Source organism: Streptomyces griseicoloratus, from assembly GCF_014534645.1.
GTDB lineage: Bacteria > Actinomycetota > Actinomycetes > Streptomycetales > Streptomycetaceae > Streptomyces > Streptomyces griseicoloratus.
In genome coordinates, this window is the sequence record NZ_JACVQF010000223.1 from 255,387 (window position 1) to 268,271 (window position 12,885).

General features: G+C 70.5%; 13 protein-coding genes. 9 read left to right on the forward strand and 4 right to left on the reverse strand.

What is annotated here, in order from left to right:
• The first annotated feature begins 136 nt into the window (after positions 1 to 136).
• Positions 137 to 676, forward strand: a complete 540-nt coding sequence (locus H0H10_RS31580; protein WP_188184559.1) for a bacterial proteasome activator family protein — start codon at positions 137 to 139, stop codon at positions 674 to 676.
• Positions 677 to 841: 165 nt separating this feature from the next.
• Here H0H10_RS31580 and H0H10_RS31585 read toward each other — a convergent pair whose 3' ends face one another.
• The 3 genes from H0H10_RS31585 to H0H10_RS31595 form a co-directional block, all read right to left on the reverse strand.
• Positions 842 to 1,864, reverse strand: coding sequence for a Bug family tripartite tricarboxylate transporter substrate binding protein (locus H0H10_RS31585; protein WP_188184560.1), 1,023 nt, complete (start codon positions 1,862 to 1,864; stop codon positions 842 to 844).
• A 68-nt stretch (positions 1,865 to 1,932) separates the two neighbouring features.
• Positions 1,933 to 2,577, reverse strand: coding sequence for a tripartite tricarboxylate transporter TctB family protein (locus H0H10_RS31590; protein WP_188184561.1), 645 nt, complete (start codon positions 2,575 to 2,577; stop codon positions 1,933 to 1,935).
• Complete coding sequence (locus H0H10_RS31595; RefSeq protein ID WP_188184562.1) at positions 2,574 to 4,088, reverse strand: tripartite tricarboxylate transporter permease; 1,515 nt, start codon at positions 4,086 to 4,088, stop codon at positions 2,574 to 2,576. The genes H0H10_RS31590 and H0H10_RS31595 overlap by 4 nt, the downstream gene beginning before the upstream one ends.
• Before the next feature lie 386 nt (positions 4,089 to 4,474).
• Between H0H10_RS31595 and H0H10_RS31600 the strand changes: the two genes are divergently transcribed.
• From H0H10_RS31600 to H0H10_RS31615, 4 genes are all read left to right on the forward strand, one after another.
• The gene (locus tag H0H10_RS31600) at positions 4,475 to 5,383 is read left to right on the forward strand and encodes an NAD(P)-dependent oxidoreductase (protein WP_223180689.1); all 909 of its coding nucleotides are present in this window, start codon (positions 4,475 to 4,477) and stop codon (positions 5,381 to 5,383) included.
• Positions 5,380 to 6,180, forward strand: a complete 801-nt coding sequence (gene phtC / locus H0H10_RS31605; protein ID WP_309141933.1) for a 3,4-dihydroxyphthalate decarboxylase — start codon at positions 5,380 to 5,382, stop codon at positions 6,178 to 6,180. Before H0H10_RS31600 ends, phtC begins: the two co-directional genes overlap by 4 nt.
• Positions 6,181 to 6,187: 7 nt before the next feature.
• Positions 6,188 to 7,426, forward strand: a complete 1,239-nt coding sequence (locus H0H10_RS31610; protein WP_188184563.1) for an MFS transporter — start codon at positions 6,188 to 6,190, stop codon at positions 7,424 to 7,426.
• A gap of 141 nt (positions 7,427 to 7,567) precedes the next feature.
• On the forward strand, positions 7,568 to 8,332 hold the full coding sequence (locus H0H10_RS31615; RefSeq protein ID WP_188184564.1) for an IclR family transcriptional regulator: 765 nt from the start codon (positions 7,568 to 7,570) through the stop codon (positions 8,330 to 8,332).
• A gap of 168 nt (positions 8,333 to 8,500) precedes the next feature.
• On the opposite strand, the gene H0H10_RS31620 is transcribed toward H0H10_RS31615, so the two are convergent.
• Positions 8,501 to 9,265, reverse strand: a complete 765-nt coding sequence (locus H0H10_RS31620; RefSeq protein ID WP_373566931.1) for a FadR/GntR family transcriptional regulator — start codon at positions 9,263 to 9,265, stop codon at positions 8,501 to 8,503.
• A 100-nt stretch (positions 9,266 to 9,365) separates the two neighbouring features.
• Between H0H10_RS31620 and H0H10_RS31625 the strand changes: the two genes are divergently transcribed.
• Genes H0H10_RS31625 through H0H10_RS31640 form a run of 4 tightly spaced genes read left to right on the forward strand, consistent with a single transcriptional unit; the run spans position 9,366 to position 12,847 of the window.
• Entirely contained in the window at positions 9,366 to 9,566 is a 201-nt protein-coding gene (locus tag H0H10_RS31625) for a ferredoxin (RefSeq protein WP_188184565.1), read from the forward strand.
• Complete coding sequence (locus tag H0H10_RS31630) at positions 9,556 to 10,845, forward strand: NAD(P)/FAD-dependent oxidoreductase (protein WP_188184566.1); 1,290 nt, start codon at positions 9,556 to 9,558, stop codon at positions 10,843 to 10,845. The genes H0H10_RS31625 and H0H10_RS31630 overlap by 11 nt, the downstream gene beginning before the upstream one ends.
• Positions 10,842 to 12,296 (forward strand): aromatic ring-hydroxylating oxygenase subunit alpha, encoded by a 1,455-nt coding sequence (locus H0H10_RS31635; RefSeq protein ID WP_188184567.1) that lies wholly within the window; start codon positions 10,842 to 10,844, stop codon positions 12,294 to 12,296. Before H0H10_RS31630 ends, H0H10_RS31635 begins: the two co-directional genes overlap by 4 nt.
• Before the next feature lie 20 nt (positions 12,297 to 12,316).
• Positions 12,317 to 12,847 carry a 3-phenylpropionate/cinnamic acid dioxygenase subunit beta gene (locus H0H10_RS31640; RefSeq protein ID WP_223180691.1) on the forward strand — a complete coding sequence of 177 codons (531 nt, stop codon included), beginning with the start codon at positions 12,317 to 12,319 and terminating at the stop codon, positions 12,845 to 12,847.
• Positions 12,848 to 12,885 lie beyond the last annotated feature (38 nt).

Below are 12,885 nucleotides of genomic sequence, written 5' to 3' on the forward strand. Positions count from 1 at the left end.
CCGGTCGGCGAGATCGACGGCACAAGCCTCACATTCACTGACTATTCCGGCATTCCGTGTTCCGCCGTACGCGGGGCGCCGGCCTTCCTCGGGGGCACCACCCGGGCTAGGCGCGGCCGTGCGAGAGAATGGCGGCATGGAGAAGCCGAGGAACGACAGGTCACCGGAGAACCCCCAGATCCTGGTCGTCGGCCAGGACGGAATGGCGCTCAGCGGAGGCGGAGGAGACGAGGACTCCCGGGAGGTCCCGGTGACCGAGCAGGTGGAGCAGCCTGCCAAGGTCATGCGGATCGGCAGCATGATCAAGCAGCTGCTGGAGGAGGTGCGCGTCGCTCCCCTGGACGAGGCCAGCCGAGCCAGGCTCAAGGAGATCCACGCCAGTTCGGTGAAGGAACTGGAGGACGGCCTGGCACCGGAGCTGGTCGAGGAGCTGGAGCGGCTCTCCCTCCCCTTCACGGACGACGCGACCCCCACCGACGCCGAGCTGCGCATCGCGCAGGCCCAGCTGGTCGGCTGGCTGGAGGGCCTGTTCCACGGCATCCAGACCACGCTGTTCGCCCAGCAGATGGCGGCGCGGGCCCAGCTGGAGCAGATGCGCCGTGCCCTGCCGCCGGGCGTGGGCCACGACGGCGAGGAGGGCCACAAGGGCGGCCGCTCGGGCGGGCCGTACCTGTAAACCACTGCGTTGGGTGAAAGGGCCCGGCACCCTTCGGAGTGCCGGGCCTCGGCGTGTCGATGTCCGAACGCGCCGAACGGCTGATCACTGGCGGAGCCTGAGCGGAGGTCCGGGCGGCCCTGCTTCGCCGGTGTGGGCGACGGGCGCCGCCCGCACCGGCGACGGTCAGACCCCGTACGCCTCTTCGAGCAGGTCGACGTACGCCTTGGGCGATCGCATCAGGGCCGCGACGTTGTCGGCCACCTCCTGCCCCGTGGCGAAGGAGATGGGGCGTCGCGACTCCTCGGCGGCGGCCGCGTACTCGGGGTCGGTGACCACCTTCCGGAACGCGTCGCGGACGAGTTCGAGCTGTTCCGGTTTCATGCCGGGAGGTCCGGCGATGGCGCGACCGCTCTCGACCAGTGCGGTGTGGCTGCGGGCCAGTTCCGCCTTCTCCGGCGGCACGATGTCGGCGAGCACCGGGGTGTCGGCCAGCAGCTTCTTGCCCTGCTTGCTGCCGATGGTCAGCAGCGGTACCGCGTCGCCGGACTTGAGGGCCGACTCCTGGCTCCCGTACGACCGGGAGTGCAGGTCGACGACCCCGGACAGGACACCGAGGTAGGCCTCATTGCTGGTGGAGTATCCGGTGATCACCTTGGAGTCGAGCCCGAGCAGGCTGTGCAGGACGACACCGTCCATGTACTCGTTGGAACCGGGGCCGGTGGCCGCGAAGCGCGTCGGGTCCTGATCCTTCTCCTTCATCACGTCGGACCAGGTGTCGATGGCACCCTTCTCGGACGTGAGGACCACGTCGGGTTCGGAGCTGAGCCGGCCGATGTAGGAGAAGGAATTGACGTCGTACTGGACACCGGGCGCCCCGGCGAGTGCGCTCCCGATGTGACCGGGCATGTTGAACAGGGCGAGTGTGGTTCCGTCCGGCTCGGCCTTCGACAGCTCGTTGGTGGCCAGGACGCCGCCTGCGCCGGGCTTGTTCACCACGATGACCGTGGCGTCCAGTTCCTCGCCCAGCTTCGGGGCCAGCTGGCGGGCGTACGAGTCGTACCCGCCGCCGGGGGCGAACGGGACGATCAGTTCGATGGTCCTCCCCGCCAGGGAGACCGTGTTTCCGTCACCGGCCGACGCGTTGGCGCAGCCGGTCAGGGCGAGCATCGCCGCGGCCCCCGCAGCCAAGGCGGGAAGCAGGCGCATGCGGGTCCCTTGTCTCCTGTGTGCTCTCATCCGTGTGCTCCATCATGGGGTGCTTCGGTTGCGGCTGCTCAGCGCCTGCCCGTCAGTTCGAGCAGTCCCTCCGGGACGGGCAGCTCGAGTGCCATCCCGAAGAGGGCGTAGACCGCCGCGGCCAGGACGACCGCGTAGACGGCGGAGAACAGCCAGGACGACCTGGCCTGGAACCGCAGGTAGACGACGGTGAAGACGACCGAGGCCACGTACAGGCCGAAGACGTACAGGCCCGAGAAGAAGGCGGCGAAGTAAGCCAGGGACACCGTCCAGTCCTGGCGGCCGAGCGACGCGAAGAACAAGTGGTCGGCGTCGGCCTGGTCGTCCTCGGTGCCCTCGGCGTCCTCGGCGTTCTGGCCCGCGGCGGGGCCGGTGGACGCCGGACCCGGTTCCGACGGCCGCTCGCGCTCGCGGGACAGCAGGGAACTCACCGCGAAGGCCGCCGAGAGCGCGATCCCGGTACCCGTGGCGATCAGCGGGAACAGACCCGCGATCGCCTGCCACTGCAGCGCCGTGACGAACGCGGCGGTGAAGATGACCAGCAGTGCGACAGCGATGACGAAGTCGGCCGACCTGGCGCCGCCGCGCCGGCGCGGGGCCCCGGGACCGGTGATCTCCTCGGCCGCGTCGCTCTCCTCGCCGGTGCCCGTGACGGTCGCACCCGGGCTCACACTGTTCGTCATACCGCGGCACCTTCTTTCGTCCGAGGGGTGTCAACTGCCGTCCTGGGCTTGCGGAGAGCGCGCAGGATCTGGGAGACGACCAGGAGCAGGGCGACCGCGATGATGGCGATGACGGAGGGCCGGCCGAGCCACTCCCAGTCGTAGATCGAGTGGGACAGGATGAAGTACCGCTCGAGGATCGCCCCGAGCACCAGGCCGAGCAGCAGGGGCACGCGCGGCCAGTCCCAGCGGATGGCGACGACTCCGACCGCCAGGAACAGCAGCATCACCAGCACGTTGGCGAAGCTGTTGGACTCCGAGTAGGCGCCCAGGGTCAGGAGCAGGATGAGGGACGGCACCAGGACACGCCCCTTCACCCGGGTCAGGTGGGTGAGCGGGCGCAGCAGCACGTAGCCCAGCGCGGCAGCGGCGACGGTCGCGAGGACGACGATCCAGACCATCGACAGGGTGACATCGAGGTCGTCCGTGAGCATGGACGGCCCCGGGTCGAGTCCGAGGATCACGAAGGCTCCCAGCAGTACGGCCATCGAGACCGAACTGGGCACGCCGAAGGCGATCGTCGGAACCAGCGCACCGCCGTCCTTGGCGGTGCTGGTCGCGCCGGAGGCGATGACGCCCTCGATCGCGCCACGGCCGAACCGCTCGGGCTTCTTCGAGGTCTGCTTCGCGTGTCCGTAGGCGATGAACTGCGCCATCGATCCGCCCAGACCGGGAACGATGCCGACGGCGACACCGATCGCGCTGGCCCGCACCACCAGGAACCAGTGCTTCGCCGTCTCCAGCACGCCCGTCCTGATGCCCCCGACCTTCGGCCGGCCGTGGTGGCGGGTCCGGTTGTCCTTGTCCAGCATGATCTGGAGCAGTTCGGCGCCGCCGAGGAGGCCGACGACCACCGGGACGATGCCGATCCCCTCCCACAGCTCCAGCGAACCGAACGTATAGCGCGGAATACCGGTGTTGGGGTCGAGGCCGACGAGCGACAGGAGGACGCCCAGGGCGGCCATGATCGAGCCCTTGAACATGTTCTTGCCGGACAGCGACGCGACGAAGGCGAGCCCCAGCAGGCCGATCGCGAAGAGTTCGGGCGGGCCGATCATCAGCACCAGCGGGCTGAGGACGGGGATCAGCGCGGTCAGTACGGCCACGCCGAAGACCGCGCCGATGACCGAGCTGGCCAGGGCCGCGCCCAGGGCCCGGCCGGCCTGCCCCTTCTTGTTCAGTGGAAAGCCGTCCAGCACCATGGCTGCCGCGCTGGCCTCTCCCGGTATGCCGAACAGCACCGAGGTGAAGTCACCGGCGACGGCGCAGACCACGTACATGCCCAGCAGCAGGGAGAACGCCGGCACGGGATCCATGCCGAAGGTGATGGGGATGAGCAGGGCGAGCGTGACCGCCCCGCCCAGGCCGGGCAGGATGCCGACCACGAAACCGATGGCGACGCCCAACAGCAGCATCGCGAGCGAATCGGGCGCGACCACCTGCTGCAGTGCGCTCCCGAGCTGTTCCAACAAGGCCCGACTCCAATCTCGCCCACGATTGCCGGATTCCTTCGACGACTGACTGGGAACGGACGCCGGTCGTCGCTCATCGGCTCGTGGCGGTGTGGTGCTGGTTCGCACTGCAGAGAAGTTTTCTGCGTCGACGGGGGTGGACTGTAGCTTCCGTCACATGGGCTGTCAACGAATCTGACAGGAGCTGTTGCAGGGCTTCTGAACTGCGAATATGCGTTCCATGCAGGCGAGATGGCGGCCACTCAATCCCTCGGTGCACCCTTGTGGTGGCTGGCCGACGAGTCCGTTCCCGGGTCCCGGACCGGCGGTTCATACGTATCTCTTCAAGAGCTTTTTCTGCTATACAGAAGAAACATCTTCATAGATCGATCGCGGGAGGCTGACTCTTGACGGAACGACAGGTGGGCGTGGTCGGCCTGGGGCCCATGGGCCGGGCCCTCGCCGGCGCTCTCCTCTCCAAGGGGTACGACGTCGTGGGCTGGGACCGGGACCCCGAGCGGCGCACCGCCGCCGCGGCAGCCGGGGTGACGGCGGTGGGCGACGCCCGGGAGGCGGCGGCCGGCAGCGACGTCGTGTTCACGGTGCTGCCGCATGCCGGCGCCGTCCTCGAGGTGGCGCTCGACGCGGAGCGGGGGATCCTGGGCGGACTGGCCGACGGCGCGCTGCTGATCGACATGACGACCGCCGGCCCGCCGCTGGCGCACCGCCTCCACGGCGAGTTCACCGCCGTGGGCCGGCGTTTCGTCGACGCGCCGGTGTCGGGCAAGGCGCCTGGGATGACGGTGCTGCTCGGAGCGGAGGAGGGAGAGCTCGGCGAGGCGGAGCAGGTGCTCCGCGACGTCGCCTCGTCGGTCGTCCACTGCGGGTCACGCGGCGCCGGATACGCCGTCAAGCTGGTGAACCAGCACATCAAGTACGCGTGGTACCTGGCCTCCTCCGAGGCACTGCTCGTCGCCAGGGAATGGGGACTGGACACGAGGACGGTGGTCGAGGCGGTGGAGCGGTCCAGCGGCGCCAGCCGCGGTTTCGCCGACGCGGCCGCCTACTTCCTCGACGACGCCGCCGAGGTCGCGGCGCACGGGCCGGCCCGCACCATCGCCAAGGACATGGTGCTGGCCGCCGAACTCGCCGAGGCGGCCGGAGTGAGCAGTCCGACCCTGTCGGTCGTCACCGACTTCTTCGGCCGCCTCGTCGCGAGTGACTACGCCGACCGGCCCTTCCCCGCCGGCAACGCCCTGCTCGAGACCCTCAGAACCGGCCGGTGCGCCGACGACGTCGAGGAGACCCTGCTGTGACCGTCACCGGTACCCAGGCGCCCGGCCCGCGCACGGACGTGCCCGCCACACCGGGCACGGCGGCGGACGGAGCGACGGGCGAACTGAAGCTGGTCCTGGCCGAGGCATGCCGCGTGATCGCCCGGGCCGGCCTCGCCGAGGACATCCTCGGGCACGTGAGTGCGCGTACCCCGGGGGGCGACGCCGTCCTGGTGCGGTCGCGCAGTCCTCAGGAACGCGGGCTGCTGTTCACCACACCGGCCGACATCCACGAGGTGGGGGACAAGGACGACACGCTGCCGCTGGGCTACCGGGCTCCCAACGAGTTCCCCATCCACAGCCAGGTCCTGAAGGCTCGCCGGGACGTCAACTCGGTGGTGCACGCGCATGCTCCCTCCGTCGTCGCCTGCGACCTGGCGGGCCTTGAGCTGCGGCCGATCGTCGGGGCCTACAACATCCCCGCGATGCGGATGGCGAGTGAGGGGATCCCCCTCTACCCACGCAGCCTGCTCATCAACAACGACGAGCTCGGCGCCGCCGTCGCCGCCACGCTCGGCGACCGTCCGGCGTGCGTCCTGCGCGGACACGGCGTCGTCACCGTCGGCGAGACCGTGGAACAGGCGGTGGTCCGTGCCCTGAACCTCGAGATCCTGGCCCGGATGACGCTCGACGCCAACCGCCCGGGAACGGTGCCGCCCGAGGTCCCCGAGGAGGACATGTCGGCGATGCCCGATCTGGGATCGACGTTCAACGACATGTATGTCTGGCAGTACCAGCGCGCACAGCTGGAACTGGCCGGCCTCGGGCTGCGGAGGTAGGCGGCGCGTGCCGGACAAGGACACCTCGCCGGGCGCGGCCGCCGAGGACAGCTCACCGGGCGAGTCCGCCGAGGCAGCCGGGCCGGTCTCGCCGGGGACCGACCGTGCGTTCAGCGTCGTCACGACGACCCTGTTCTCGGTCTCCCTGGGCATGGTGAGTGTCGCGGCGCCGGTGATCGCCGTGCAGGCCGGGATCTCGACCGCGGCCATCGGCCTGCTCGTGGCGCTCTCGGGGGTCTCGCAGATCGCCACCCGCCTGTGCATGGGGCCACTGCTGCGGCGGTTCCCGGACAAGCTGTTCGTCGCGTTCGCGTCCGGCGCCCTCGCGGTGTCCTGCGCGCTTCTCGTACGGGAGACCGCGATGTGGGCGTTCGCGGTGTCCCAACTGCTGCAGGGCCTGGCCCGCGCCTTGTTCTGGACCGGGACCCAGACGCATGCGATCCGGGCCTGGCCGACCTCGGTGGGCGGCCTGACCGTCATCAACATCGCCAACGGGGTGGGGGCCCTGGTGGGTCCCGTCCTCGCCGGAGCCCTGGCCGTCCGGTCCCTGTCCCTCTCCCTGGTCGTGGCGACTGTAATGGGGGTGCTCGGACTCGTCTCCGCCGCGCTCCTCAGGAGTTTCCGGCCGTTCCGCTCGGCTCCTCAGGAGAAGGGCAACGGGCGGCGCCGTCTCTGGCTGCGGCCCGGTGTCGGCGCGGCCTGTGCGATGACCGCGGGCGGCGGAGCCTGGAAGGGGCTGATGAACTCCTACGTACCGGTGGTCCTGTCGCACGCCGGGCACGCCGCTCCCGCCGTCGGCGCGCTGGTCACCGGTGCCAATCTGGCGGGTCTGATGGGCAGCGCCGTCTCGAAGCGGGTGCAGGCCGCCGGGCTGCGCCCGGCGATGCTCCTGGGGCTTGTGCCCGCCGGGGTGGGCATCGGCCTGACCGGACTCTTCCCGGGGAGCATCGTGGTCGCCACGGCCATGCTGTTCGCGGCGGGACTGGGCGCCGGTGTCCTGCAGACCGTGGGCCCCGCGCTGGCGGCGGACTCCGTCGGCCCGGAGGAACGCGGCGACGCCATCGCGACCATCGGAACGTTCCGGGCCGCGACGCTCCTGGCGGCGCCGCTCGGCGCCGGTGCGCTGGTGCTGGTCATGTCCGCCGGCGCCGCCCTCGCGACGGCGGGGGCGCTGATGTCCCTGCCCGCGGTCCTCGTGTCACTACGGAACGGCCCCACGGAGAAGCACGTCCGATCACGCCACTGACATGGGCGTGTCTCGTCTATCGTGACCGTGTTCCGGCACGGGGTTCCCCCGACCGGACGCGGCGAAGAACAGGCCCGTGCCGTGACGAAGCGTCCGGAACGGACACTTCGCCCGCCGCGGGGAGCCCGAAAGTGAGGAGCCTTGAATTCGAGTGGGAACAGCCGGCCGGCTTATCCGATCACGTCGGTCGACAACGCCCTGCGCCTGATGCTGATGTTCAAGGAACACCGGCGCGTCCGGCTCTCCGACGCCGCCGAGGAGCTGGGGGTCGCGACGTCGACGGCTCACCGGCTGCTGGCCATGCTGCAGTTCCACGGGTTCGTCCGGCAGGAGGAGAACGTACGCACCTACGTGCCGGGGCCCGCGTTCCTCGACATCGGCCTGGCCGCCGTCCGGAACATGGACATCCGCGAACACGCGAGGCCCGTGCTCACCGACCTGGCGATGAGGCTCGGTGAGACGGTCCACCTCGCCCAGCTGGAGGGCGCCAACGTGCGCTACCTCATCGGCGCCGAGGGCGGGGAGGCGCTGCGCGTGGTCGACCGGACCGGCCAGGTCGTGCCGGCGCACACCAGCGCCACCGGCCGGGTCCTGTTGGCGGACCTGCCCGAATCGAGGCTCGGACCCATCGTGGAGCGCCTGGTGACCCAGGATGCGCAACTGTCCGGCCTGTACAAGGAGCTCGAGCAGATCCGCCAGCGCGGATACGCGGTGAACGCCCGTCCCGACGACGTCATCTCCGTGGCGACACCGGTGCGCGACGGCGACGACGTCACCGTCGCCGCGATCAACGCCGTGGGACCGGCCTCCCGGATGACGCAACGTGACCAGCGCCGCGTCGTCCGCCACCTGCACGCCGCCGCCGCTCAGCTCGAGGACATCCTCCGCGCCGCGCCGTCCTGCTAGGGCCTGTCGTCACATTCCCGTCCTCCCCGCGACGCCTGGCACGCTCCTCCTCTGCCTCGAAGGCCTACGAGGACTTCCGGGGCGACGACGGGAACGTGACGACAGGCCCCTGGAGGTGTCGGACGCGTGCCCGCCTCCACGCCGGTTCCGCGCCGGCGCAGTGTGCGGTCAGTCGCCCGCCACCGCGTCGACGGTGCGCTGGAGGTGTGCCGCCAGGATGCGGCGGGCCTCGGCGGCGTCCCTGCGCCCGACGGCGTCGACGAAGGCCCGGTGCTCCTCGACACCCTGCTTTCCCTCGTGGTGAGCGGCCCGCATGGACATCAGCACGGCGTCCCGGATGGAACCCATGATCATGCCGATGGCCGGGTTGTGGCTCGCCTGGACGGCCCGCAGATGGAAGCTGTACGACATGTCGACGGTGTAGCTGCCCAGTTCCCGGGCCTCCTCGGCCTGGTCGCACAGCACGCGCAGCTCCCGCAGGTCGTCCTCGGTGGCCCGTTCGCAGATGTGCTGGACGGTGCCCAGTTCGAGGGCGATCCGGGCCTCCGTCACCTGGGAGGCGCTCAGCCCGGACGTCGACAGCAGGTCGGTGAGGCCCTGCCCCGCGCGGTCGGTGTCCGGCGCGGTGACGAAGGCCCCGCCATGGGCGCCCGCGCGGATCTGGATCAGGCCGCTGACCTCGAGCGCCCGCAGGGCCTCGCGCAGCGTGAGCCGGCTGACGTTCATCCGCTCGCACAGGTCCCGCTCGGCCGGCAGACGCGTGCCCACCGGCAGCGATCCTGAACGGATGAGATCCCGGATCTGACCGACGATCATCGCGGACGCCCGGCCGGTGGGTACCGGCCGGAAGATCTCGTCCGAAGCGCCTGGCGCCGCCGTGCTCGAGGCCACTGCCACTCCCTCTCCCTGGGTGCTCGCCAAGGGTAAGTCCATCGCTCCACCCCTTGACACTCACGCCTGCTGCTTCTTAACGTCTCCATCGGTTTAATCACTAAACCATTAAACGTTCACTGGGAAGCGGGGAGGACGTTCCATGCACATCGGCCTGGATCTGGGTAAATGCCAGGGCTACGGAAACTGCGTGGCCGCGGACGAGGCGCACTTCGACCTCGACGACAGCGGACTGGTCGTCCTGCTGGACGACAAGGTGTCCGAGGCCGACCGGGAACGGGTGGCGGCGGCGGTGCGCAGCTGCCCGGCGGACGCCCTGTGGCTGGTCGAGAATGACGGCTGAACGCCCGGAACGGGTCCTCGTCGTCGGCTCCTCCGTGGCCGGCGTCCGCACCGCCCAGGCACTGCGCGCGGAGGGCCACACCGGCGAGCTGACCCTCGTCGGTGCGGAACCGCACCTGCCGTACGACAAGCCGCCGCTGTCGAAGGAGTTCCTCGCCGGGACGCGCGGCGCCGAGGACATCCGGCTGCTGCCGGGCGGCCCCGAGGCAGACCACGGGTTCACCCTGCGGCTCGGTCGGGCGGCCGTCGCCCTGGACGTGGAGCGGCGCCGGGTGCGGCTGGCGGACGGTGAGCTGCTCGGCTACGACGCCCTGGTGCTCGCGACCGGCGTGCGGCCGCGGACGCTCCCCGCGCCGGTGGGGAAGCCGGTCACGGAGCTGCCCTGCTTCACCGTCCGGGAGCTGTCGGAGAGCGCCGAGCTGGCGGCCCGGCTCGCCAAGAAGGAGCCCGTGATCGTCGTCGGCGGCGGCTTCATCGGCGCCGAGGCCGCGGCCACCGCGGCGGCGCTCGGCTGCCCCACCACCCTGGCCGAATCCGGCCCCGCGCCCTTCGCCGCTCTCGGCCCGGAGGTCGGTGCACTGCTGGCCGGGCTCCACGCCGATCACGGCGTGGAGGTGCTGGCGGGAGCGCGGGTGAACCGGGTGGAGCCGCTCACGGACGGCTGGGCGCTGGTGCGGCTCGACGACGGGCGGTGCCTGGAAGCCGCCACCGTGATCGTCGGCATCGGCTGTGTGCCCAACACGGAGTGGCTGGAGAGTTCGGGCCTCGGGCTGAACGACGGCGTGGTGACCGACGAGTACTGCGCCGTGCCGGGCGCCGACGGTGTCTGGGCCGTCGGCGACGTGTCCCGCTGGTACGACCGGCGCACCGGCGGCCACCGCCGCGTCGAGCACTGGACCAGCGCCACCGAGCAGGCCGCGCTGGTCGCCCGCGCACTGGTCACCGGGGAGCGCCGGCCGTTCGACCCTGTTCCCTACCTCTGGTCCGACCAGCACGGGGTGAAGCTCCAGATGGTCGGCCGCCGCTCCGCCGACGACCACGTGCAGGCCTTCACCGCCACCACGCCCACCGGCGACCGGAAGGTCGTCCTGTACAGCCGCGACGGCCGCCTCACCGCCGCCGTCACCTTCGGCTGGCCGCGTGGCTGCATGACCGCACGACAAGCCTGGGCCAAGGGCGCCGACATCGCCGACGTGACGGCCCGGCTCGCCGGCCTGACCACCGCACTCACTCCCCTCGACCTGTCATCGTCGACCTACCTGGAAGGCAACCGCGCATGAGCACGAACACCCCTGAGAAGCAGGGGCTCGGACCGGTCAGCGACCTCGTCGACCTCGGCACCGGCGAGATCAGCCGGGAGATCTTCGTCAACGAGGAGATCTTCCGCCGCGAGATGGAGCACCTCTTCCCCCGCGCCTGGCTCTTCGTCGGCCACGCCAGCCAGGTCCCGAACCCCGGCGACTACTTCTCCTCGCAGATGGGCTCCGACCCGGTGCTGCTCACCCGGGACGACAAGGGCGAGATCCACGTCCTGCTCAACTCGTGCCGCCACCGCGGCATGCGGGTGTGCCGCTACGACGAGGGCAACACCATGCAGTTCACCTGCCCGTACCACGCCTGGTCCTACTCGATCGACGGCGCCCTGGTGGAGACCCCGGGCGACCTGCACGGCGTGCCGCAGATGAAGGCGGCGTACGACAACAAGCTCCGCAAGAAGCAGTGGGGCCTCGTCCACTGCCCCAACATCCACGTCTACAAGGGCCTGGTATTCGCCAACTGGGACCCGGAGGCGCCGTCGTTCGAGGAGTACGTCGGCGACTTCCACTGGTGGCTGGACAACCTCGCCGACGCCTTCGACGGCACCGAGGGGGCCACCGAGGTCTTCCGCGGCGTGCTCAAGTGGCGCATCAAGTCCAACTGGAAGTTCGTCTCCGAGAACTTCCTCGGCGACACCTACCACGGCGCGTCCACCCACGCCTCCGTCGAGGCCGTCGGCATCGGCCCCGGCGGAAAGGGCAAGCGCCGCCACGGCGAGCGCCAGGACCAGGGCGGCTTCTCCAAGGGCCGGATGAAGACCTCCTTCCGGCTCGGCCACGGCGCCTCCGACAACCTCGCCTACGAGGTGCCCTACCCCGAGTTCGCGGAGCCCGAGATGGAGGAGTACTTCGCTGCGGCGTGGCAGAAGCGCGCCGAGAAGCTCCGCGCCGAGGACCGCCCGCTGGGCGGCCGCGGACCGGCCACGCTGTTCCCCAACATGTCCTTCGCGGCCGGCTTCCCGCGCTCCATCCTCGTCGCCCACCCGATCAGCCCCACCGAGACCGAGGTGTGGCGCTGGTTCATCGTCGACAAGGACGCGCCGGAGTTCGTGCGTGAGTGGCTGCGCCACTACTACATGCGCTACGGCGGCCCGGCCGGCATGACCGAGCAGGACGACATGGAGAACTGGGACTACGCCACCCAGGCCAGCCTCGGCGTCGTCGCCCGCCGCTACCCGTACAACTACCAGCAGGGCCTCGGCCAGGAACTGCCCAGCGACCTCGACCGGGCCGTCCACTCCCACCACGCCATCGCCGGTGAGGTCAACGCCCGTGCCTTCTATCGCCGCTGGGCGGAGTTCACCGACAACCTGTCGTGGCCCGAGCTCGAGGAACTCGCGAAGACCGACGACCGGGCCACCGCTGTCGCCCCGGACGCGTTGCCCGAGATCGGCCGCCGCGAAGAGGACAACTGACCACCGAGGGAGGGCCCGACATGGCCATCGACGAGAAGCTCATCGAGAAGGTGCTGCTGGAGCGGGAGGTCGCCGACTTCCTCTACCGTGAGGCCGACCTGCTCGACGAGCGCCGCTACGACGAGTGGCTCGACCTGCTCGCCGACGACTACCACTACTCCGTCCCGCTGCGGCTCAACGTCCGGTACGACGACGTCGCCGAGCGGGAGAACACCCGCGCCTGCGAGGTTCAGTGGTTCGACGAGGACAAGAGCACCGTCGAACTCCGTGTCGCCCAGCTCGCCACCGGCGTGCACTGGGCGGAGGAGCCGGTGTCCCGCGTCTCGCACCTGGTCACCAACGTGCGCCTCGACCGGGTCGAGCTGCCCGAGGTGGAGGTCAGCTGCCGGTTCCTGGTCTACCGCAACCGCGTCGCCGACGAGACCGACTTCCTGGTCGGCCGCCGCCGTGACACCCTGCGGCGCACCGAGGACGGCTGGCGCGTGGTGAAGCGCCACCTCCTGCTCGACCAGTCCGTCCTCATGGCGAAGAACCTCTCCATCTTCGTCTGACCCCCCGGTCCGGACGGCGCCGGGCACCGCTCACCGGA

Bases quoted from the DNA above. Each gene is read 5' to 3' on its own strand.
- H0H10_RS31580 (WP_188184559.1), top strand. From the start codon at position 137: ATGGAGAAGCCGAGGAACGACAGGTCACCGGAGAACCCCCAGATCCTG.
- H0H10_RS31585 (WP_188184560.1), bottom strand. From the start codon at position 1,864: ATGCGCCTGCTTCCCGCCTTGGCTGCGGGGGCCGCGGCGATGCTCGCC.
- H0H10_RS31590 (WP_188184561.1), bottom strand. From the start codon at position 2,577: ATGACGAACAGTGTGAGCCCGGGTGCGACCGTCACGGGCACCGGCGAG.
- H0H10_RS31620 (WP_373566931.1), bottom strand. From the start codon at position 9,265: ATGGACTTACCCTTGGCGAGCACCCAGGGAGAGGGAGTGGCAGTGGCC.
- H0H10_RS31625 (WP_188184565.1), top strand. From the start codon at position 9,366: ATGCACATCGGCCTGGATCTGGGTAAATGCCAGGGCTACGGAAACTGC.
- H0H10_RS31630 (WP_188184566.1), top strand. From the start codon at position 9,556: ATGACGGCTGAACGCCCGGAACGGGTCCTCGTCGTCGGCTCCTCCGTG.
- H0H10_RS31635 (WP_188184567.1), top strand. From the start codon at position 10,842: ATGAGCACGAACACCCCTGAGAAGCAGGGGCTCGGACCGGTCAGCGAC.
- H0H10_RS31640 (WP_223180691.1), top strand. From the start codon at position 12,317: ATGGCCATCGACGAGAAGCTCATCGAGAAGGTGCTGCTGGAGCGGGAG.